The organism is Pseudonocardia yuanmonensis, assembly GCF_039542425.1.
In the GTDB taxonomy this organism is placed as follows: Bacteria; Actinomycetota; Actinomycetes; order Mycobacteriales; family Pseudonocardiaceae; genus Pseudonocardia; species Pseudonocardia yuanmonensis.
The window spans coordinates 222,468-243,220 of record NZ_BAABIC010000009.1 but is presented as its reverse complement, the minus strand read 5'-3'; the positions used below and the strand labels follow the sequence as shown (position 1 = coordinate 243,220).

18 protein-coding genes and 1 tRNA gene are annotated in these 20,753 nt (G+C 72.2%); 11 read left to right on the top strand and 8 right to left on the bottom strand.

The genetic code is table 11. From position 1 onward, the window contains the following. Window positions 1-592: 592 nt before the first annotated feature. Both ABD990_RS15775 and ABD990_RS15770 read left to right on the top strand, forming a co-directional pair. Window positions 593-1,393 (top strand): bestrophin-like domain, encoded by an 801-nt coding sequence (locus ABD990_RS15775; RefSeq protein ID WP_345381251.1) that lies wholly within the window; start codon window positions 593-595, stop codon window positions 1,391-1,393. A gap of 408 nt (window positions 1,394-1,801) precedes the next feature. Further along, a tRNA-Arg gene (locus ABD990_RS15770) sits at window positions 1,802-1,926 on the top strand. A gap of 338 nt (window positions 1,927-2,264) precedes the next feature. On the opposite strand, the gene ABD990_RS15765 is transcribed toward ABD990_RS15770, so the two are convergent. Beyond that, window positions 2,265-2,663, bottom strand: coding sequence for a hypothetical protein (locus tag ABD990_RS15765; protein WP_345381250.1), 399 nt, complete (start codon window positions 2,661-2,663; stop codon window positions 2,265-2,267). 536 nt (window positions 2,664-3,199) lie between these two features. Here ABD990_RS15765 and ABD990_RS15760 point away from each other — a divergent pair. Further along, entirely contained in the window at window positions 3,200-3,649 is a 450-nt protein-coding gene (locus tag ABD990_RS15760; RefSeq protein ID WP_345381249.1) for a transposase, read from the top strand. Between the two features lie 167 nt (window positions 3,650-3,816). Here ABD990_RS15760 and ABD990_RS15755 read toward each other — a convergent pair whose 3' ends face one another. Beyond that, window positions 3,817-4,047: a hypothetical protein gene (locus ABD990_RS15755; RefSeq protein ID WP_345381248.1), complete on the bottom strand. Its 231-nt coding sequence runs from the start codon at window positions 4,045-4,047 to the stop codon at window positions 3,817-3,819. A gap of 680 nt (window positions 4,048-4,727) precedes the next feature. Between ABD990_RS15755 and ABD990_RS15750 the strand changes: the two genes are divergently transcribed. From ABD990_RS15750 to ABD990_RS15735, 4 genes are all read left to right on the top strand, one after another. Continuing rightward, window positions 4,728-4,871, top strand: coding sequence for a hypothetical protein (locus tag ABD990_RS15750; protein ID WP_345381247.1), 144 nt, complete (start codon window positions 4,728-4,730; stop codon window positions 4,869-4,871). Window positions 4,872-4,968: 97 nt separating this feature from the next. Continuing rightward, window positions 4,969-5,364 (top strand): epoxide hydrolase N-terminal domain-containing protein, encoded by a 396-nt coding sequence (locus ABD990_RS15745; RefSeq protein ID WP_345381246.1) that lies wholly within the window; start codon window positions 4,969-4,971, stop codon window positions 5,362-5,364. A gap of 28 nt (window positions 5,365-5,392) precedes the next feature. Beyond that, on the top strand, window positions 5,393-6,604 hold the full coding sequence (locus ABD990_RS15740; RefSeq protein WP_345381245.1) for an epoxide hydrolase family protein: 1,212 nt from the start codon (window positions 5,393-5,395) through the stop codon (window positions 6,602-6,604). A 468-nt stretch (window positions 6,605-7,072) separates the two neighbouring features. Continuing rightward, complete coding sequence (locus ABD990_RS15735) at window positions 7,073-7,612, top strand: phage holin family protein (RefSeq protein WP_345381244.1); 540 nt, start codon at window positions 7,073-7,075, stop codon at window positions 7,610-7,612. 89 nt (window positions 7,613-7,701) lie between these two features. On the opposite strand, the gene ABD990_RS15730 is transcribed toward ABD990_RS15735, so the two are convergent. The 3 genes from ABD990_RS15730 to rph form a co-directional block, all read right to left on the bottom strand. Then, a complete protein-coding gene (locus ABD990_RS15730; RefSeq protein WP_345381243.1) occupies window positions 7,702-8,109 on the bottom strand; it encodes a hypothetical protein in 408 nt (135 codons plus the stop codon). 191 nt (window positions 8,110-8,300) lie between these two features. After that, window positions 8,301-8,489: a styrene monooxygenase/indole monooxygenase family protein gene (locus ABD990_RS34425; protein WP_425569607.1), complete on the bottom strand. Its 189-nt coding sequence runs from the start codon at window positions 8,487-8,489 to the stop codon at window positions 8,301-8,303. 101 nt (window positions 8,490-8,590) lie between these two features. Continuing rightward, on the bottom strand, window positions 8,591-11,209 hold the full coding sequence (rph, locus tag ABD990_RS15725; protein ID WP_345381242.1) for a rifamycin-inactivating phosphotransferase: 2,619 nt from the start codon (window positions 11,207-11,209) through the stop codon (window positions 8,591-8,593). 809 nt (window positions 11,210-12,018) lie between these two features. Here rph and ABD990_RS15720 point away from each other — a divergent pair. The 3 genes from ABD990_RS15720 (at window position 12,019) to ABD990_RS15710 (ending at window position 14,459) form a co-directional block, all read left to right on the top strand. Further along, complete coding sequence (locus ABD990_RS15720; RefSeq protein ID WP_345381241.1) at window positions 12,019-12,612, top strand: DUF1707 domain-containing protein; 594 nt, start codon at window positions 12,019-12,021, stop codon at window positions 12,610-12,612. A 102-nt stretch (window positions 12,613-12,714) separates the two neighbouring features. Then, window positions 12,715-13,656 (top strand): ATP-binding cassette domain-containing protein, encoded by a 942-nt coding sequence (locus ABD990_RS15715; RefSeq protein WP_345381240.1) that lies wholly within the window; start codon window positions 12,715-12,717, stop codon window positions 13,654-13,656. After that, entirely contained in the window at window positions 13,653-14,459 is an 807-nt protein-coding gene (locus ABD990_RS15710; protein ID WP_345381239.1) for an ABC transporter permease, read from the top strand. Before ABD990_RS15715 ends, ABD990_RS15710 begins: the two co-directional genes overlap by 4 nt. On the opposite strand, the gene ABD990_RS15705 is transcribed toward ABD990_RS15710, so the two are convergent. The 3 genes from ABD990_RS15705 to ABD990_RS15695 form a co-directional block, all read right to left on the bottom strand. Further along, window positions 14,441-17,494, bottom strand: a complete 3,054-nt coding sequence (locus tag ABD990_RS15705) for an AfsR/SARP family transcriptional regulator (protein WP_345381238.1) — start codon at window positions 17,492-17,494, stop codon at window positions 14,441-14,443. The genes ABD990_RS15710 and ABD990_RS15705 overlap by 19 nt on opposite strands. 207 nt (window positions 17,495-17,701) lie before the next feature. Then, the gene (locus ABD990_RS15700; protein ID WP_345381237.1) at window positions 17,702-17,851 is read right to left on the bottom strand and encodes a hypothetical protein; all 150 of its coding nucleotides are present in this window, start codon (window positions 17,849-17,851) and stop codon (window positions 17,702-17,704) included. Window positions 17,852-17,876: 25 nt separating this feature from the next. After that, window positions 17,877-19,316 (bottom strand): FAD-binding oxidoreductase, encoded by a 1,440-nt coding sequence (locus ABD990_RS15695; protein WP_345381236.1) that lies wholly within the window; start codon window positions 19,314-19,316, stop codon window positions 17,877-17,879. Window positions 19,317-19,601: 285 nt separating this feature from the next. Here ABD990_RS15695 and ribB point away from each other — a divergent pair, with 285 nt between their 5' ends. Continuing rightward, window positions 19,602-20,729: a 3,4-dihydroxy-2-butanone-4-phosphate synthase gene (ribB, locus tag ABD990_RS15690; RefSeq protein ID WP_345381235.1), complete on the top strand. Its 1,128-nt coding sequence runs from the start codon at window positions 19,602-19,604 to the stop codon at window positions 20,727-20,729. Window positions 20,730-20,753: the final 24 nt, after the last annotated feature.

Sequence of the window (20,753 nt, the reverse complement as noted above, 5' to 3'; positions counted from 1 at the left end):
AACGGTTCTGCCGAAGTCTGGTTGCTTGAATGAGGCATACGGCAACGGCCGTTGCGGTGGTGGGCCTGCACAACATCTTCTCCGACGGCGCGCTGGCCCGGGCCAACACCCTCGACGAGGACGAGCGCGCGGACTGCACGTGCGACGTGGAGATCGAGTTCGCCGACCGAACTGCTACTTCGAGAGGATCGCCGGCGACCCCCGTACGAAGTGGGCCGGGGCGAAGGCGACCCGTCCACCCGCCTGGGCCCACCCAACCCGACGCCGGCTATGCCGCTATGGCACAAACGCCCGATCGCTCGACACTCCCGCGACTCGGAGGTGGCGAGCGCAATCCGGGCCCGCTTGGGGCCCCGCACTGTCGCCCTACGCCGATGCGCCGGTGTGACGCTAGTGACCCGTCGGCTCTTGCAGGCAGGTCGACCGCCGTACCGAGGGCCTCCACGCCGAGACGCGCGGCGCGCAGACCACCAGCGGTTCACACCGGCGAGATGATGAGGTGCACTCGCGAGATCAATATATTCAAAGTGGTCGTCGACTGGCATACCCGCGCCGGTGCACACGCCTCGGCCGCCGATCGCAAGGAGGGCCCATGTTGTTCTTCTCCCTGAGCACGTGGGTGCTGGCGCTTATTCTCTTCGCGATCACGCTCCTGGCGACCGGGCTAGGCCTGGTTGCTGGCCGGAAGGTGCAGCACCGGTCAGATGACCTGCGTGAGCCGTTCGGCGTCATGCAGGCAACGCTGCTGGGCTTCATGGGATTGATCCTCGCATTTGGCCTCAGCCTCGCCGTCGGACGATACGAGGACCGGAGGGCAGCGATTGTCGCCGAGTCCAATGCGATCGGCACAACCTACTTGCGCGCGCAGACGCTTGCGGAACCGGTACGAACACAGTCGCTCACCCTGCTGAAGAGCTTCACCGACACCAGCATCCGCCTGACGCAGACAGTTCCGAGCAGCCCCGAGGCGAACCGCGTCCTTGCTGACAGCACACAGATCGAGGCGCAGCTGTGGCGGCTCGCCGGACAGGCACTTGATGCCGCTCCTATTGATACCGCGCCCCGCCTGTATGTCGACAGCCTCAATCAGACCTTCGACGCGCAATCGACCCGAGCGTACGGCCTCGGCAACCGGGTGCCGGACGAGGTACTGCTGTTGGAGGTCGTCGGCGCGGCACTGGCACTTGGCTTGCTCGCCCTCCATCTCGCCACCATCGGGCAGGGCGTATTCACCGTCGTCCTAGCGGCAGTGCTGGTCACCCTGATCCTCTTGGTCACCTTCGACCTGGACCGCCCGACCAGGGGTTTCATTCAAGTGCCGGCCGATCCGCTGATCAACCTGCGTATATCAATGGACGCGCCGCCAGCAGCCAGCGCACCCAGCGGCGGCTAGCTCTTCATACCGGCAATACATGCGTGGCTGGCGCTGCTGCCGGCCGCGCTCCTGAGCAATACCGGGAACGTTGGCCATCTTCGCAGCTTTGCGAGGACAATGTTTTGATGAACAAACCCACGCACTACAGTTGAACCCAAGTACACCCGCGGCGATCGAAAGTTGAGGTAGGTCTCACCTTCGATGATCTCCGGCGGATCAATCGTCACGCCGGAGACGTTATTCCGAACCCACTCGACCGCGCGACGGCTGGGACTCGCTAGTCCCGGCCTCGTCGTCGCACACGGTGACAGTCAGCATACCCCGTTTCCCACCCTCACGCCGTAGTAGGCCCTGAACCCGGGAACCGAGCTGATGACCTCCTGGACGTCCGACTGGCGCTCCGACGTCACGTCGATGAGCTTCGAAGCACCCACGTAGCGCCGCACTACTACATGCATCAGACCTCTCCTCTTCCAAGGGAGAAGCCCTGGCGCACCACTACTGAACGACTTCTAATCTCTGGGTCGCAGGGTCGAATCCTGCCGGGGGCACAGGCCCGTTCACGTAGGTGAGCGGGCCTTTCGCCTGCGGCCCACCTCAGGTTGGAAATGGCTCACTGCCGCGAGCGCTGCTGGCTGCAAGCGCTGCTGGCTGCAAGCGCTGCTGGCTGCAAGCGCTGCTGGCTGCAAGCGCTGCTGGCTGCAAGCGCTGCTGGCTGCAAGCGCTGCTGGTGCTCCGACGATCCCCAACGGGTTTCGCACATCCGAGCCTCGCACGCTGCTCGCCGAGCTATCCGGCCTTCCACCGAGCACGCCGACCGCCCGGCAAGATCAGTCCTCGGGCGCGGCCCGACCTTCCCGACCGCGCTTGCCGTCCCGGCCCTAGCTTCCTAGCTCGCCGGCGGGGGCGTGGGGCGCGAGTCCGCACTCGTCGGGGTCTGGCGGCGTTGGCGCTCCTGGGCCCGGCGCTCGAAGAGCTGATCCTGGCGCCGCCGCTCCCGGATTCGCAGCAGCACCAGCATCGAGACGCCGTACGCGATCCCGACGACCACCAGCGCGATGCCGAATTTGGTGATGATCGGCACGTCGATCGTCGCCAGGAGGGCCAGGACGCCGAGAGTGAGCAGGTGGAAGAGCACCGAGAGCAGGATGTTCAGCGAGTGGGCGGTTTCGTTGCTCTGGAACACCTCTTCCAGGAAGGGTTGGCCGCGGCGGAGTAGCACCTGCCCGACCACCACCGTCAGCAAGACCGCGGCGATGAGGTAGAACACGTACTCTGTCGTACCCATCGGCTCTCCTTCCGCAGGGGGCACCGTGCGGCGACCCGCCATAGGCGTTTACCCATTCGCGTTGGCCGTACGCCTCCGTCGTGGTTCAGTTCGTGATCACACACTCGGTCGGCCAGGCGCGTTGGGCACGTACCTCCAGGTTCCGGAAGGCGCCGAGGATCCCCTGGTGCAGGTTCGACAACGCTGATCAACTCGCATGAAACTAACTCTCGCAGACCCCCCGACCGTGGCTCGGCCGCCGACGGCGCGACGAAGCAACCGAGGCAGTCGTAGGCGGCCCCGAGTCGCCCTCAGGAGGATTCCGACTGCCTACGGCGCACGAGTCCGTCTGAGACCCTGTGGTGGGCGGCGAGGCCGTGATGGCCGAGAGCGAGGACCGGACAGGGTTGTCGACTGCAGTTTCTGAGTGCGACGGTCGGCACCTCGTGGGTGCGGGCCTGTCATGAGGCCGGCCCGACCGGCTGTGGGCTGCACCGGCTGCTGAGCGGGCGCGGGGTGGCGAGGTCATCGCCCCGGCACTGATCTAGCGTGCTCCCGTGCATCTGGCCGTGGCGCAACAGGAAGCTGTGCAGCCGCCGACGAGCACGCTGCAGGTGATCGAGCATGTCGGCGCGGGCCGACCTGGCCACCGAGGTCTGCGCCTGGCGCCGCTTCCCCAGCGCAGACGCGTTCATGGCGTTCACCGGCTGATCCCCAGCGAGTACTCCTCGGGCAGCCTGGCCCGGCGCGGGCACATCACCAAGACCGGCGACGCCCACCTGCGCACCCAGCTGATCGAGTCGCCCTGGGCCTACCAGCACTGCCCGATCGTCGGCACTGCGCTGGGCACCCGCCAGGCCGACCTGCCCGCCGACACCCTCGCCCGGTCCTGGACCGCGCAACTACGGCTGTGTCGCCGCTTCCGCGCCCTCCCGCCCGCAAGAATCAAGGGCGTCGGGTCACCGCGATCGCCCGCGAACCCGCCGGATTCCTCTGGGCCGAAATGACTCACTGACGACAATTCCCCCGCATGCCGAGGACATGACGCATCCCCACGCTGGGCCGCTGATCGGCGCAGCCGGTGATGCCCCGCACCGACCGGCGCCCGCGCTGTCAGGCAGCCCGAGCTCGGGCTACGTCCGCGCAGATCGCGAGGTCATGCATCCGGGGGCAGCTAGCGCCAACGCCGCCGTCCACGCAGGAGGTACATGATCGGCACGAGACCGGCGGAGTTGACCACCGCAATGGCGGCCGCCCACCTCGCCCTGGAACCGTGGATTTCTCGGCTCGACCGTTGAGCGAGGTCGATCAGAGCAGCAATCTTCAGCCCTGCCTCGAAGGCGCCGCCGAGCATGATCGCTTGCCGAAGGCGCGGATCCAGTTCGTCCCACCGCTTCTTGGCCACGGCACGACCATGGACCGCGTCAGAACCCCACGACAAGTACCAGACGTGTGGAACACCCGTCGCGTCTGCGGCGTGCTCGGGGTCACGAGCTCGGCGCCACGCGCCGGAAGGCCTGGTACCTCACGCCCCGTAGATCTTTGCCTACGTCGTCGAGACTGAAAGAGCAAAGCCCAGAGTACGCAAGAGACAGCAGGACAACCTGTGTTTCTCATTCCTGACGCCGCGGTTCTCAGCAATGAGCTGAAGCGCCGCACGAGGCAACAACTGAACACCTCAGCTCGCGTCTCCGCAGATCAGACACGGTGGCCCCGAGCGATCAAAGCTTGGACTCGCGGATTGACGTGCCAGGCGTAGTGGCCATTGCCTGCATTTCGCAGTTCAACGCAGCGCCGTGTTGTTCTCGCCGTACTCGTCGGCACGTCCACGGGAGCGTTGCGGCCACGCCGCAGTCATGCCGACGATCTTCATGCCGCTGCGAGATCAATTCCGAAAGGAGGCCACACCTGCCTCACGCTTCGCGCTCGCGGTACCGCTGAATTGGTCTGAACTCTGCTCCTGCGGGGTGCTTTCGCGTCCACCCATAGGCACCACTACACCCTCCCAGAATTTGTGGCGACACTGTGGTGTGCGACCCACAGGAGGCGGTGCCGTCCTCGCCATCGGCGGAGCGGCGAGCCGGGGTGAGCAGGTCGAACGTGATGATTCTCGCCGCGGACAACGTGCAGAGCATGGTCATCCCCGGCGCCGTCCAGTGGGTTTCCGAGCAGGCCCTCGAGCAGATGCCGGCGGCACTGACCGCGATCCTGGCCACGTTCCGCAGCTGACCGACCGCCTGCAGGACCCGCGACGCATGCGGCCGCCGGTCCGCGTCGTGGGAAACGCCGGGAGCCAGGAGGATGCCTATGTCCGGCACGAACGCCGATGCAGCGATCCGGCCGCGCACGATCGAGATCGCCGAGGCGGAGATCGACGCGCTGCCGCATGACCGCTACCCGCTGGCCGGACCCGGAGCTCGTCGCCGACTTCTCACAGGGCGTGCAGCAGGCGGTCACGCAGGAGTTCGTCCGCTACTGGGCGACGGAGTACGACTGGCGCAGGTGCGAGAGAAGGCCGAGCGCCCTGCCGAACGTCGTCACCGAGACGGACGGCCCGGCTGGGCGCGCCGTCGGCGGCCTGACCCGAGACAAGGTCCTGGACAAGCGTCACGCCTACCTCATCCACCTCACCGGAGCCGGCAAAGGCGACCATTTCGCGGCGTGCCCGGAGCCCGGCCTCGTCATCTGGGAAGTGCCTGCCGCATTCCGGTCACTGCCTTGAATAACCCCATTCACGAGGGAGGTCGTCAATGAGTAGCACCGCCGAGCCCACCACCGGCATCCGTCCGTTCCACGTCGACATTCCGGACGAGGCTCTGCAGGACCTTCGTCGACGCATCATGGCCACGAACTGGCCCGAGAAGGAGACCGTCGCGGATCAATCCCAAGGCGTGCCGCTCGCCATGATGCAGAAGCTCGCGCGCTACTGGATGACGGACTACGACTGGCGCACGTGCGAGGCGAGCCTGAACGCCCGACCGCAGTACATCACCGAGATCGACGGTCTCGACATCCACTTCGTCCACGTTCGATCACAGCACGACGACGCGCTGCCGCTCATCGTCAATCACGGATGGCCGGGCTCCGTCATCGAACAGCTGAAGATCGTCGATCGGCTGACCGATCCCACGGGGCACGGCGGGAGCGCAGCGGACGCGTTCCATGTGGTGATCCCGTCGATGCCGGGCTACGGGTTCTCCGGGAAGCCGACGAGCACCGGCTGGGGCCCCGAGCGCATGGGCCGAGCCTGGGCAGAACTGATGAACCGCCTCGGCTACAGCCGCTACGTTGCCCAGGGCGGCGACTGGGGTGCGTTCGTCGTCGACCAGATGGGCTTGCAGGCACCCGCCGGACTGCTCGCCATCCACACCAACATGCCCGCCACCGTTCCGGCCGACGTCGACAAGGCTCTCCAGGCCGGCGACCCGCCGCCACCCGGTCTCTCGGCCGAGGAACACCGGGCCTACCAACAGCTGGTGAGGACGTTCGCCCAGGTCGAGTACGCCAAGATGATGGCCGCCCGCCCGCAGACCTTGTACGGCATCGCGGACTCACCCGTCGGCCTGGCCGCCTGGCTGCTCGACCACAACGACGCCGACGGCCAGCCCGCCGCGGCGGTCGTCACCGCTGTCGACCGGACCACGAGCGCCACCGGCGAACTGACGCGTGACGAGATCCTGGACAACATCACGCTGTACTGGTTGACGAACACGGGAGTCTCCGCGTCGCGCCTCTACTGGGAATACAAGGGTGGCTTCTTCAACACCAAGGGCGTCTCCATTCCGGTGGCCGTGACCGTCTTTCCCGGCGAGCAGTACGAGGCGCCGCGCAGCTGGGCGGAGCAGGCCTACCCGAACCTCATCTACTTCAACGAAGTCGATCGAGGCGGTCACTTCGCCGCCTGGGAGCAGCCGCAACTGTTCGCCGAAGAGCTCCGCGCGGCGTTCCGGTCGCTCAGGTAGGTGAGCGTGTTCCCACACGTCTGCACATGCCCTCGCTCGGCGGGGCGATCGAGCGGCTCGACCCCGCACCATTCGACCTGCACGGCCACGCCCGACGACCGGGCGCAGCGACCGCCGTCGACAACTCACCGTCGTCGCTGCCGTCGCCATGCTGCTCGACGCCCGAGACAAGGACGAGCCCACTCGAGACCGGGAAGCCCCACCGCCCAGCGAGCAGAGGAAGGACGGATACCACGCTCGTCATTCGAAGGGAGACCGGCCGCTCCCGGCTCGTCCTGACCGTGCTCCGGACGCCGACGTCAGGCAGGTGGACCGGCAGGACCCTTCGCAGTAGCGTGGCAGTGCGACTCGCGTCACGTCCTCCGACATCAGGTAGCGGCACCAGTCGCCCCACGCTTCGCGACCAACGACGCCTTCGTCGAGCCGCCTGCGGCGGTGAAGCCCCGGCCGGAGCGATCCGCCGGCCCGATGACCGAGGAGATCCTCATGCCGACGTCACGACCGCCCAAAGCGGTGGGCAGCCCTACCGGAGATTCCGATCGGCCGAAGAGCTCCAGAACCGAGAACTCCGGCACCGACGCGATCCGCGGCTTCGTCGACGACGTGCGCGAGCTGTTTCAGCAGGAGTTGCGCACCGCGAACTCCGGCACCGAGGCGATCCGTGGGTTCGTCGACGACATGCGCGAAGTTCTCCAGCAGGAGCTGCGGACCGCGCAGGAGGAGTTGGCCGGCAAGGCGCGCGCAGCCTCCGAGGGTGTGCTGTTGCTCGGTGTCGCCGTGGTGCTCGGCGCCCTGGCCGCAGGCACTTCGACCGTGCTGATCATGCGGATGCTGGAGAAGGCACTCCCGCCCACGACGGCGGCCGCGGTCGCGACGATCATCTTCGCTGCCGCCGCCGGAGTGCTCGCCGCGGTGGGGCTCGCGCAGGTCCGTCGCGCGGTGCCGCTCGTCCCGGAGCGGGCACTCGACGAGCTGCGCGAGGAGATCCGCGAGGTGATGCCAGGCTGAATCCGGGCCCGCGGCCGGCCGGAACCCCGGACTCCCGACCCCCACCCCTCCTGCGGCGGTCGGGCTCCGTGACCGAGCGATCTCGTGTGTCATGCGGCCCGCCCCGTGTCTCCCCGGACGCGGTGCGGCCAGGCCGCGGTGTGCTGCGGCGTGGACAGGACGTCCCACTGGGCGGTCGGGTCGTTGAAGTCGTCGATGAAGGTGTTGGCGACCCGCTGATCCCGCGCCGCTGTATAGAGCAGTTCCCTGGCGTGCGGCGGCGGGGGCTGGAGGAAGGCGTTCGTCCAGTCGACGACCGGTCGTGCGGCGTCCCACATCGCCGCGTGGGCGGCGCGACAGAAGGTCTCGTCGTCGGGCGGGAGCGCCAGGATCGTGTCGGCCAGGACGAAGGCGGTGCGGGAGCCGAGGTTGGCGCCCTGGCCGACGACGGGGTCGTTCAGGACCCAGGCGTCGCCGAGGGCGACCGCGAACCGGTCGTCGCCCAGCCGTGCGGACAACGGGTGTGACGGCGCCCTGCAGGAGATCGAGTGGGCGGGTGAGCTGGAAGGCCGCCGTGTCGATGCGCTCGCGGATGCCGGGGGCGAACTCGGCCGGCGTCGTCAGTACCGCGCGGTCGAAGCCGGTGGGGTCGTCGTCGCGGTGCAGGTGGATGAGAGGGTCGAGTGGCCCGCCGGGGACAGCCCGACCATCAGCACGTGGGCATCTCCGGCGACGGATCGGAACGGGTTGGCGAAGATCCCTCCCACGCCGGGGACCAGCTGCAGGTGCAGCCCCATCGGTTCGGTGGCGGCGCGGCCACGCCGTGGAACAGGCCGGCGCAGAGGCGCCGCTGCGGACGCGCGTGGGGCGAGCGAGCGGGATCGCGTGGGAACAGCACGACACATCCTTGCTGGAGAGCGTCACTGCCGGCCCAGGGCACCTCACGCCAGGAGCAGCAGGTCGACGCCGCGCACGCCGGCCGCTCCTTCCGGCATCCGGCTAGCTCAGCAGCTCGACGTACCCGCTCGTCCCGTTCACCCGGATCCGCTGACCGTCCCGGATCAGGCGGGTGGCCCGCTCCACCCCCACCACCGCGGGCAGGCCGTACTCCCGGGCGACCACCGCGCCGTGGGTCATCTGGCCGCCCACCTCGGTCACGAGCGCCTTGATCGTGACGAACACCGGTGACCAGCTCGGATCGGTGTAGGCCGTGACCAGGATGTCGTCGGTGCCGAGGTCGGCCTGCGCCATGTCCAGGACGACGCGGGCGCGCCCCTCGACGGTTCCGGCGGACACCGCCAGCCCGGCCAACGCACCGGCCGGGACGTCGGCGCGCCGGTAGGACCCGGAGAGGGCCTCGCCGTCCGACGTGAGCACCCGCGGTGGCGTGAGCGCCTGGTACCCGCGGTAGTCCTCCCTGCGCCGCGCGATGAGCTCCCGGTCCGCGCACCCGGTGCGGACGACGTCGCGCAGCTCGTCGAACCGCAGGTAGTAGACGTCCTCGCGGTCGGCCACGACACCCTCGCGCACGAGGCGGTCGGCCTCCCGCAACAGGGCCTGCCGGTAGCGGAAGTAGCGGCTGACCATGCCGAACTTGGGGTACTCGCGATACCCGATGAAGGTCCGCAGACGGTCGATCATCGTCTTCGTCTCGGCCGCCCGCCGGTCCCCGTCGGGCAGGGCCCGCAGCCGGGCGAGCAGGTCCTGCTCCTTCGCCCACGCCTCCTGCCGCCCCTGCTCGAAGCGCCGGCGGCTCGCCCCGGGCTCGGCGTGCTCGACGTGTCCGAGCAGCACCGGCACCAGGACGGTGGGCTGCTCGCTCCACCGGGGCCTGGTGATGTCGATCTCACCGGCGCAGCGCATGCCGTAGGTGTCGAGGTAGCCGCGGATCGCGTCCCGGGCCTCGCGCCCGCCCGCGACCCGGGGCAGGTCGTCGAGGAAGCCGTCGTCCGCGACGCCGCGCAGGAACTCCACCACCTCCGGGTGGGAGCGGACGACGTCGGCGACGTCGAGGAGTGCGAGCCCCATCTCCGACGTGACGCTGTTCGGGACGGACCGGGTGAGCGTGTCGGCCGCGCCCTCCTCCCCCAGCCACTCGCGCAGGTGCTCGTCGAGCCACCACGCCGCGTTCATCGCCGTCATGAACACCCGGTGACCGAAGGGGTCGAACAGCAGCCGCCGCAGCTCCTGGAGGTCCTCGCCGATGAAGTCGAGCAGGTCCGAACCCTGCCGGGTGCGGATCTCGCGGTCGAGGACGGCCAGGGACGCCCGGGTCCGCCCGATCAGCCCGTCGACGACGGCCGGGTCGGGGTCGACCGGTTCCGTCGGCGGGACGGCGCGCGGTCCGCCGTCCGCGGAGGGCTCCCCGACGCGGTCGCCGCGGTCCAGGATCGTGCGGAGCGCGTCCGCCATGAGCGGGTCGGACCGGCCCATGGCCTCCAGCAGGTTCTGCCGGCCGGCCGGCGAGGCCAACATCGGGGTGACGTCGACGAACAGCCGCCCGCCGGCCTCGGCCATCGGTCGCGGTGTCGTCATCTGCCAGAACGAGAGCCCGAGCGGCGTCAGCGGGTCGGTCATCATCTGCTGGTGCCCGACGGAGAGGTAGACGTGGTCGCTCCCGTCGTCGGTCGGTGGGACGGGGAACAGCGTCGTGATCGGGCGGCTCTGCACGATCCGGACGTCGTCGCCGGTCAGGCACCACTCGACGTCCTGCGGGCACCCGAAGTACGCCTCGATGCGGCGGCCCAGGTCGGCGAGGCGCAGCACCTGCGCCTCGGTCAGCGCCGGCTCCTCCCGGGCCTGCGGTGCCACCTCCCGACGCCGGGTCCCGCCGCCGGCCGAGGCCCGGACCGCCCACTGCTTCGTGGCGATCGCCCGGTCGACGACGGCGCCGTCGCGCACCGTGAACCGGTCGGCGTTCACCAGGCCGGAGACCAGGGCCTCGCCGAGCCCGAGGACGGCCTCGATGCTGGTGACCCGCCGGTTCGACGTCACGGGGTCGGCCGTGAACAGCACGCCCGACGCGTCCGGGACGACCATCTCCTGCACGACCACGGCCATCCGGACCTGCCGGTGCTCGACGCCGCCGCGCAGGCGGTAGGCCACGGCCCGCTCGGTGAACAGCGAGGCCCAGCATCGCCGGACGTGGTGGAGGACGGCCGCGGCCCCCACGACGTTCAGGTACGTGTCCTGCTGGCCCGCGAAGGAAGCCGTGGGGAGGTCCTCGGCGGTCGCGCTGGAGCGGACGGCGTACGCGCTCGTCGCGTCGCGGAGCGGGGCGGTGATGGCCGCCGCCAGGTCGTCGGGAACGGGAAGGGTCGCGACGACCTCGCGCATCTCGGCGCTCAGCGCCGCGATCGCGTCCCGGGCGTCCGGGTCCAGGCGCGACAGCCGCCCGAGCCGGTCCTCGAACGCCGGCACCCCCGCCGTCACCCGCCGGAACGCCTCCGTCGTCACGCAGAAGCCGGGCGGCACGTCGACGCCCTCGATCCGCGAGAGCTCCGCCAGGTGCGCGCCCTTCCCGCCGACCAGCCCGATCTGGCGGCGGTCGATCTGCTCGAACCCCAGCACGGGACGAGCGAGCGCGACCGACGTCGCCGCGCCACTGCCGCTACCCACCACGGCTTCCCCCACTTCCGTCGACTGCAGCCACCGCCCGGGCATCGCGGATTTCCGGTGACGGCCGCAGAGCTTGCGGCACCCACCGGGTCTTGTGGCAAGCCCCCCGGGGCGCTATAGGTTGAAGTGGGGCGGAGATCGACATGCCCCGGCGCCGCTCCGGCGTCCGGCCGGTGCATGGGCCCTCGCGGCGAGTAACGGTTCGCGTCGGCTCGGTTCCCACCCGGCCGATGTGGCCGAGCCCGTGCTGCATGCCGCGGCTGGCCATTACCTGCAAGGTCATCGAGCCTGCGGCAGACTGCACTGCAGCCTCGGCGGCGTGCGATTTATCAATGCCTCCTCACGGCGCGACACGGTGCTGGACGGGCTGGCCACGGGCCGGATCGTGCTCGGCACGCTGAGTCTGGTCGCGCCGCGGGCGCTGGCCCGGCTGCTCGGCGTGGAGTCCAGCCCAGAGTTGGTCTACATGACACGGATCTTCGCGGGGCGCGCGATCGCCCTCGGTACCGGCTACCTCACCGAACCCAGCCAGCAACGACGCCGCTGGCAGCGGCTGACGCTGTTCGTCGACGTCGCCGACACGCTGGCCGCAGCGCTTCACCTGCGCCGCCGAGACCTGCCGCGTCCAGCAGTACTCGCTGGGCGGGCTGACCGGAAGCTACGCCGTCGCAGGTGCGCTGCGCCTCCTGGCCGCGCACCGGTGAATGCCTGGGTTGCGCTCGGGCTCGCTGCTCCTCGTGTGCCGGCGCGACCCTGCCGTCGCAGGCGAGTGACAGGGGGCAGGGCCGGTCGTCCACTAGCCTGGGCGTGTGGAGCGGGGGAAGCTGCGGATCTCGGACGCCGATCGTGAGGCCGCGGCCCAGCAGCTGCACACCGCTCTGTCCGAGGGTCGCATCACGCTGGGTGAGCTCGAGGAGCGGCTCGACGTCGTCTACTCGGCCAGGACCTTCGCCGAGCTGGAGCTGCCGCTGGCGGACCTCCCGGCGCCGGCGGGGGCCGGCCTGCCCGCCCCGCCGGAGCCGGCGGTCCCGACGCCCCGGGACGCCGTGCACCTGACCACCGAGATGGGGTCGATCACGCGGGCGGGTGACTGGCCCGTGCCGCGGGCGCTCCGGCTGACCACGAGCATGGGCTCGATCCACCTGGACCTCACCCGGACCGCGACGCCGCCGCGGATCGCGGTCGACGTCTCCACCGGGATGGGGTCGATCACGATCGTCCTGCCGCCGGGCGGGTCGGCGGACGTCGACGGCGTGAAGACCTCCTGGGGATCCGTGTCGACCAAGGTGCCGCAGACGCCGTCCGCGACCGGTCCCCACCTCGTCGTGACCGGGAGCGCGGGGATGGGGAGCCTGACCATCCGGCACGCCCGCCGGGGCCTGAAGGACTGGTTCGGCGCCTGAGGCGAGGGTGCAGGCGCGGTGAAGGCGCGGTGAAGGCGCCGCGAAACCGGCGCACCCGAGCCTTCCCTCCGACGCGGTGACCCACCGCGGGGAGGGAGCACGATGGAACGCGAGACGGCGATCGCGGTGGCCGGCCTGCGCCGCAGCTACGGCGAGCAGGAGGTGCTGGCCGGGATCGAGCTGACGGTGCCGCGGGGCACGGTGTTCGCCCTGCTCGGGCCCAACGGCGCGGGCAAGTCGACGACGGTGCACATCCTGTCGACGTTGCTGCGCCCGGACGGGGGCTCGGCGCGCGTGCTGGGGTACGACGTCGTGGCCGAGGCCGGGGCGGTGCGCGCGGCGATCGGGGTGACCGGCCAGGTGTCGGCGGTCGACGGGCTGCTGACCGGCACCGAGAACATGCGGCTGATGGCCGACCTGCACCACGTCGGCCGGACGGACGGGGTGCGGCGGTGCGCGGCGCTGCTCGAGCGGCTCGACCTGACCGACGCCGCGGACCGGCCGGCGAGCACGTACTCCGGTGGCATGCGCCGGCGGCTGGACCTGGCGATGACGCTGGTCGGCCGGCCGCAGGTGATCTTCCTCGACGAGCCGACGACGGGGCTGGACCCGCGCAGCCGGCGGGCGCTGTGGGCGATCGTGCGGGAGCTGGTCGCGCAGGGGGTCACGATCTTCCTCACCACGCAGTACCTCGAGGAGGCCGACCAGCTCGCGGACCGGATCGCGGTGCTCGACGGCGGCCGGATCGTCGCCGAGGGCACCGCGGACGAGCTCAAGCGCCGCGTCCCCGGCGGGCACGTCCGCCTCCGCTTCGACGACGCCGGTGAGCTCGCCCGGGCCGCCGCGGTGTTCGGCGAGGCCGCGGCCGATCCCGACGCGCTGGTGCTCGACGTCCCCGGTGGCGGCGACGTCACCGCGCTGCGGACGGTGCTCGACCGGGCCGACCGGGCCGGGCTCGCCGTCGCCGACCTGACGCTGCACACCCCCGATCTCGACGACGTGTTCCTCGCCCTGACCGGGCGCCGCCAGGAGGTGCCGGCATGACCACCACCCACGCGGCGACCGCGCCGACGGTCCGGCCGTTCGCCGACACCCGCACGATGCTGCGCCGCGGCGTCCGCCGTCTGGTCCGCTACCCGTCGTTGACCGTGATGCTGGTCGGCCTCCCCGTCGTGATGCTCCTGCTGTTCGTGTTCGTGCTGGGCGGCACGCTCGGCGCGGGGCTCGGCGGGGGCGGTGGCCGGGCCGAGTACCTGGCCTACGTCGTGCCCGGCATCCTGCTGCTCACGGTCGCGTCCAGCGGCCAGGGCACCGCGATCTCGGTGGCGATGGACATGACCGAGGGCATCATCGCCCGGTTCCGGACCATGGCGATCCACCAGCCGTCCGTGCTGACCGGGCACGTCTTCGGCACGGTGATCCAGAACGCGGTGGCGCTCGTCGCGGTCCTCGCCGGCGCCCTGCTGATCGGCTACCGGCCCGCGGCCGGGCTGCCGGGCTGGCTCGGGGCGGTCGCCCTGCTCCTGCTGGTCACCCTCGCGGTGACCTGGCTGACGGTCGCGATGGGACTGGCGGCGAGGTCCGTGGAGACGGCAAGCAACACGCCGATGTTCCTGGTCCTGCTGCCCTTCCTCGGCAGCGGCTTCGTGCCGGCCGACTCGATGCCGACGGTGCTGCGCTGGTTCGCCGAGTACCAGCCCTTCACCCCGATCACGGAGACGCTGCGGGCGCTGCTGGACGGGCGGACCCCCGGCGCGGTCGACGTCGGCCTGGCGCTCGGGTGGTGCGTGCTGGTCGCCGTGCCGGGGTACGTGCGCGCGAAGCGGCTCTACACCAGGTCCCGGTAGGCCTCGGCGAGGTCCCGCGCCTCCGCGCGCAGGTCGTCCCGGTCCAGGCCCGCGTACTCCGCCACCGCCTCGGCGTACGCGGGCCCGGCCGCCGCGGTGACCGCGGCCCGCGCCGCCGCGCTCGACATCGTCGGCTGGTACTCCCGCAGGTAGTGGAAGCGCTCGGCGATCGCGACCAGCCAGGCCCCGCGCACCGCCCTCCCCCGCTCCACCTCGACGAGCCCCAGGGCGAGCAGCAGGGTGCCGCAGATCGGGTCCGGCACGCCCGTCGCGAGCAGCGCGTCGAGGGCGGCGGGAAGATCGTCGGCCGTCCCGGCCGCCTCGTCGAGCCGGTGGTGCCGGACGTGGGCCACGACCGCCATCGCCCGCAACGACCACGCGTACGGCCGCAGCCACGCGGCGCACGTGTCGACGTCGAGCACCGTGGTCGCCCGGCGCCACATCGCCAGCCCGGCCTCGACCTCCCCCTTCGCCAGCGCGAGCTCGGCCCGGGCGACGAGGTCGAAGCTCACCGCGTCCGGGGTGTCGGCGGGCGGCGGGACGGTGGCGAGGGCCCGTTCGGCGTCGCCGGTCGCGCCGAGACCCAGGTGGGCGACGACCATCCCGAGCCGCAGACCCATCGGATCGCCGACGACGCCGAGCTCGGCCAGTGCCTTGCCGGCGGCGGCGAGCCGGACGAGGGCCTCGTCGTGGCGCTCCAGCTGCAGGCTCAGCTCGGCGAGCCGGCCGTGCACGAAGGTGTGGAGCCACGGCATGCGGGCGGGGATGCGGTCCGGCATCTCCCGGGCCGTCGCGTAGGCGCCCGCCAGGTCACCCTGGGCCTCGCGGACGTAGCCGACCACTCCGAGGGCGATCGCGGCGACCAACGGGCGGGGGTCCGTGCACAGGTCGCCGAGCGCCGCCGCGTCCGGCAGCACGGTGACCACCTCGGCGATCGCACCGATGGCCGTGTCGGCGGGGCCCGGCGGGAGCCGGCGCAGGACGGCGAGGGGCCGGACCGCGGCGGCGGGATCGAGGAGCAGGCAGACCGCGGCGTGCTGGACGACGGCCTGGCGCAGGGCGGCGAGCCCGGGCTCGTCGGTGGGCCGGTGACGCGACAGGGCGGGGAGGCAGTCCGCGCCGGTCGCGAGCAGGCGTTGTGTGCCGGCCTCGACCGTCCACAGTGCACCCAACGCCGCGACGACGGGGGCGAGGGTGCCACGGTCGCCCAGGGCGCGGGCGAGGTGCAGCACGTGCAGCAGGTTCTCCTGCTCGGCCCGGATCCGCTCGAGCGCCGGCTGCGGCTCCGCCCCGAACACCCGCGCGTGCACGGCGAGCGAGGTGCGCCTCCCCCACTCCAGGACCCGTCCGGTGACGAGGACCTCCTCGCCCGCCTCGGCTCGCCGGGCCGCGCAGAACTCGCGGACGGTCTCCAGCATCCGGAACCGGCCCGCCGCGTCCGGCGGGCGCAGCAGCGACTGGTCGACGAGCGTCTCCAGCAGGTCGATCCGGTCCCCGCCGAGCAGCCCGGCCGCCGTCTCCTCGGTGAAGCCGCCGGGCAGCGCCGACAGCGTGCGCAGCGCCGCGCGGGCCTCGTCGTCGAGCAGGTTCCAGCTCCAGCCGACGACCGCCTCCAGGGTGCGGTGCCGCTCCGGGCGGTCCCGGCCGGCGCCGCGCAGCAGCGCGAACCGGTCGCCGAGCCGGCGAAGGATCTCCCCGACCGGCAGGACCCGGACCCGCGCCGCCGCCAGCTCCACGGCGAGCGGGAGCCCGTCCAGCCGGGCACACAGGGCCTCGACCTCCGCCTCCGGGAGGACGACGTCGGGCCGGGCCGCCCGCGCCCGCTCGGCGAACAGCGCCACCGTGACCGCCGGGTCCAGCTGCGGCAACGGGTACACCGACTCGGAGGAGAGGTTCAACGGCGCCCTGCTGGTCACCAGCACCCGCAGGTCACGGGCCCGGGCGACCACGGCGTGCACCAGGTCCGCGGCGGCGTCGAGGACGTGCTCGCAGTTGTCGAGGACCAGCAGGGCCGGACCGGATCCCAACGCCTCCGCCACCGCGCTCGCCGGGTCCGGCGCCGCCCCCGCCAGCGGGCCGTCCGGCCGGACGGCGGCGGCCACCTCCGCGGCGACGTCGACGCCCGACCTGATCCCGGCCAGCGACACCACCTGGACGGTCCGCGCGTCGGCCCGGGCCGCCACGGCGTGCGCGAGCCGGGTCTTGCCGAGCCCGCCGGGACCCGACACCGTCACCACGCGGGCGGCGCGCAGGAGGGCGAGCACCGCCGCGACGTCGGCGTCCCGCCCGAGCAGCGCGTTCGGCTCGGCGACGACCCCGCGGCGGCGGACCGGCGCGGACTCCGCCAGCAGCACCGCCTGCTGCGCCCGCAACGCGGCCCCGGGGTCCGTGCCGAGCTCCTCCGCCAGAGCCCGCCGATGGTCCTCGTACCGGGACAGCGCCACGGCCGGACCGCGCACCGCGGCCTCGCTGCGCAACAGCTCGAGCAGCAGCTCCTCGTCCCTCGGGGCGGCGGCCGCCTGCTCCTCCAGCGGCCCGAGGGCCTCGGTGGCCCGGCCGAGTCTCGACAACGCCAGCGCCCGCCGTCGTCGCAGCTCGGCGACGGTCCCGCGGCGCGCCGCACGCAGCGCCCCGAGCGGGCCGCGCTCCGCCGGGTCGCCGGCGCCCGACCACAGGGCCAGGCCCGCGTCCGCGGCAGCCAGCACCGCCGCCGCGTCCGTGGCCCGGGCGGCGGCCGCGTACCGGAGAAGCGCCGCCGCGTCGACGTCCGCGGCGTCGAGCGCGAGGCGGTAGCCCGTCGGGGTCGTCGCGATCAGCTCCGGCCCGATGCGGGCCCGGACCCGGGAGACGACGACCTGCAGCGCCTTGGCCGGATCCGCGGGCGGGTCGTCCGGCCAGAGCTCGGCGACCAGCCGCCCCGTCGAGCAGCCCGCCGGCAGGTCCGCGGCCAGCGCGGCGAGCAGCGCGGCCGGCCGGTCCCCGGGGACCGCGACACCGTCCACGGCGACCCGCGGGAGCAGGGTCAGCCGGGGCACCGGCCCACCGTAGCGAGCGGGGTCGCAGCGACGGGCGAGGTGGCCGGAGCGGCCGAGTCGTCCCGGGTCGGCTCAGCTCGTCCCCGCGTGCGCGATGAGGGCGAAGGCCTCCGCGAGCTGATGATCCGCCGCGCCCGCCACTCCCCGAGGGTGGCGACGGGCGCCGGGGCGACCACCAGTCCGCGGAAGGGTGAGGGCCGGATCGCCTCAGCCGCCCCGGTGCCAGTCGTTCGCGACGTCGAGGTCGTGCAGCAACCGGGCGAGGGTCTCGTCGTCGAACGGGCCCGTCGCCGGCGGCCGCCCAGCGGTCGCGGACGCCTCGCTCACGGGGGCGACGGGCTCCTGCGGCTGGGTCATCCGATGCTCCTCTCCGATCGCGTCGTCAGCCCGGGGTGGGGACGATGTTGTTGTTCAGCTGGAAGAAGTTGTCCGGGTCGAGGGCCGCCTTGATCCGGCCGAGGCGGCGCAGGTTGCGGCCGTAGGCGGTGTCCGTGCCGGCCTGCAGGGGCTCGTCCTGCCGGCCGGTGAAGTTCAGGAACACCCGGCCGTTGCCGTACTTGGTCATCTCCTCCCAGGCGGAGCGGCCCCAGGCGATCGCGGCCTCGTCCTGGGCCGGGTCGGTCCACATGGTGTCGAACGAGACCATGAACGGCGAGGTCCGCTCGGCGAACGCCGTCGCCTCCGGATCCACCGCGTTCACGGCGCCGCCGAGGTGGAAGGTGTTCACCAGGGTCAGCGGAGCGGGTCGGTCCAGGGCCCGGCCGACGAGGGCGTCGATCGCGTCGTCGGTGAGCTCGTCGAGGTACTGGGACTTCCAGTAGGCCCGCAGCCCGCCGCGGGGGAAGAACGGGTCGAACGAGGTCTGGACGGCCGCGTACGGCATCGGCTGGGACAGGTCGAACAGCGGGGTGCCCAGCTCGCGCAACGGCTGCAGCACCCGCATCCCCTCGTCCGGGTCGGGCCCGCAGTGCACCGCGGCGACGATCGCGACGGGCCGGTCGTGGATGACCTCGGGCATGCCGGGCGCAGCCGGGAACGTCATCGTCACGATCAAGGTGGTGACCTCGTCCGGCGCCCCGGTGGCGTACTCCCGCCAGCCGCGCTCGATCGCGCCCAGGTCCTCCAGCGGGTACAACGCGCCGGCGAAGCCGACCACCGGCCCGACCGGGTGGAGCCGGAAGGTGAAGGAGGTGACGACGCCGAAGTTCCCGCCCCCGCCCCGGATCGCCCAGAACAGGTCCGGGTCGTCGGTCTCCGACGCGGTCCGGACGCTGCCGTCGGCGCACACGACCTGGGCCTCCACGAGGTTGTCGCAGGACAGCCCGTACTTCGTGTTCAGGTGCCCGTAGCCGCCGCCCAGCGTCAGCCCGGCGACCCCGGTCTCCGACACGCGGCCCAGCGGGGTCGCCAGGCCGAACGCCTGGGTCTCCCGGTCCACGTCGCCGAGCACGGCCCCGCCCTGCACCCGGGCCAGCCGGCGCTCCGGGTCGACCAGGACGCCGCGCATCGCCGAGAGATCGATCAGAAGGCCGTCGGGGATGCTCGACAGGCCGGCGACGGAGTGGCCGCCGCCGCGGACGCCGACCAGCAGCCCCTGCGAGCGGGCGAACCGCACCGCCTCGACGACGTCGGCCGTCCCGGTGCACCGCGCCGTCAGCGCCGCCCGGTCGCCGTACATCGCGTTCCACTCCTGCCGCGGCTCGGGCTCGCCGGCGGGGCCGCCGGGCACCAGGGACCCGCGCAGGGCGGCGTCGAACTCGCCGAGGACCTCGTCGGACAGTCGTTCGCGGGAACCGTCGACCCGGGTCAGCGTCACGGTCATGGCGCACCTCTCAATACGGCCGCCGCGGTGGGCGGCCGTGTGGCGTGCCGATCGCGGTCGCGATCGGGTTGTGAGCAGGCACGGCCGTGAGCGGGCCAGCGTACCGGCGCCCGGATCCCCGGCAATCCGCTGATCGGCCCACCACGAGGGTGGTGGACCGGAGCGGAGGACGGCTCGCCCCGTGGGCCCGCGCGTCCTATTTCCGAACACTTCACCCCGGCCGAGCCGGGTTACCGTCGCCGCGAGCGTGGGCATCGAGGCTTGCGCCCGACGAGAGAGGTCCCGATGACGGGGATCGAACCGGCCACGCCGGGCGGCGAGCTGCGGCAGGCGTTCAGGAGCCTCCCCGAGGGGACGGCCGGCGACCTCGTCCGCCCCGACCCCGCCGAGCAGCGGGTCCGCGACGCCCTCGCGGCACTGGCCGCCGGTGACCCCGTGGTCGTCGTCGACGACGCCGACCGGGAGAACGAGGGCGACCTGATCTTCGCGGCGACGCTCGCCACGCCCGCGCTCGTGGCCTTCACCGTCCGGCACACCTCGGGGTTCGTGTGCGTGGCCCTGCCCGGCGAGGACTGCGACCGGCTCGGGCTGTCCCCGATGCACCGTGCGAACCAGGACCGCTACCGCACCGCCTACCAGGTGACCGTGGACCTGGCGGGCACCGGTACCGGGATCTCCGCCTCCGCCCGCGCCGCCACGATCGCCGCCCTCGGCTCGGCGGGCTCGTCCGCCGCGGACTTCGTCCGGCCCGGACACGTCGTCCCGCTCCGGGCCCGGCCCGGCGGCGTGCTGACCCGGCCCGGGCACACCGAGGCCGCCGTCGACCTGGCCCGGCTCGCGGGCCTGCCGCCCGCCGGCGCGTTGTGCGAGATCGTGTCCCGCGACCGGCCCGGCGAGATGGCCCGCGCCGCGGAGCTCGAGCGCTTTGCGACGGAGCACGACCTCGTGCTGATCTCCGTGGCCGACCTCATCCGCTACCGGCGGCGCACCGAGCCGCAGGTCCGGCGGGTCGTCGAGACGTCGTTGCCCACGGACCACGGGCGGTTCCGGGCGGTCGGGTACGCGAGCACCCACGACGACGCCGAGCACGTCGCGCTGATCGCCGGTCCGGTGGACGACACCGTCCCCGTGCACGTGCACACCGAATGCCTCACCGGCGACGTGCTGCGCTCCACCGTCTGCTCCTGCCGGCGGGGGCTCGACGCGGCCATGGCCCGCTTCGCCGCCGAGGGCCGCGGGATCGTCGTCTACCTCCGCCCCGCCGGCCGCGCCCGCGCCTGCGACCTGTTCGACCCACCCGGGATCGACCTCGCCGGCGGGACCGCGGCGGTGTGGATCCTCAGCGACCTCGGCGTCCGGGCGCTCCCCGGCACCGGCATTCCGGAGCCCGGCACGCGGGGAGCAGCTGCCTGATGTCCGCGCCGGCTCTGTATCGTG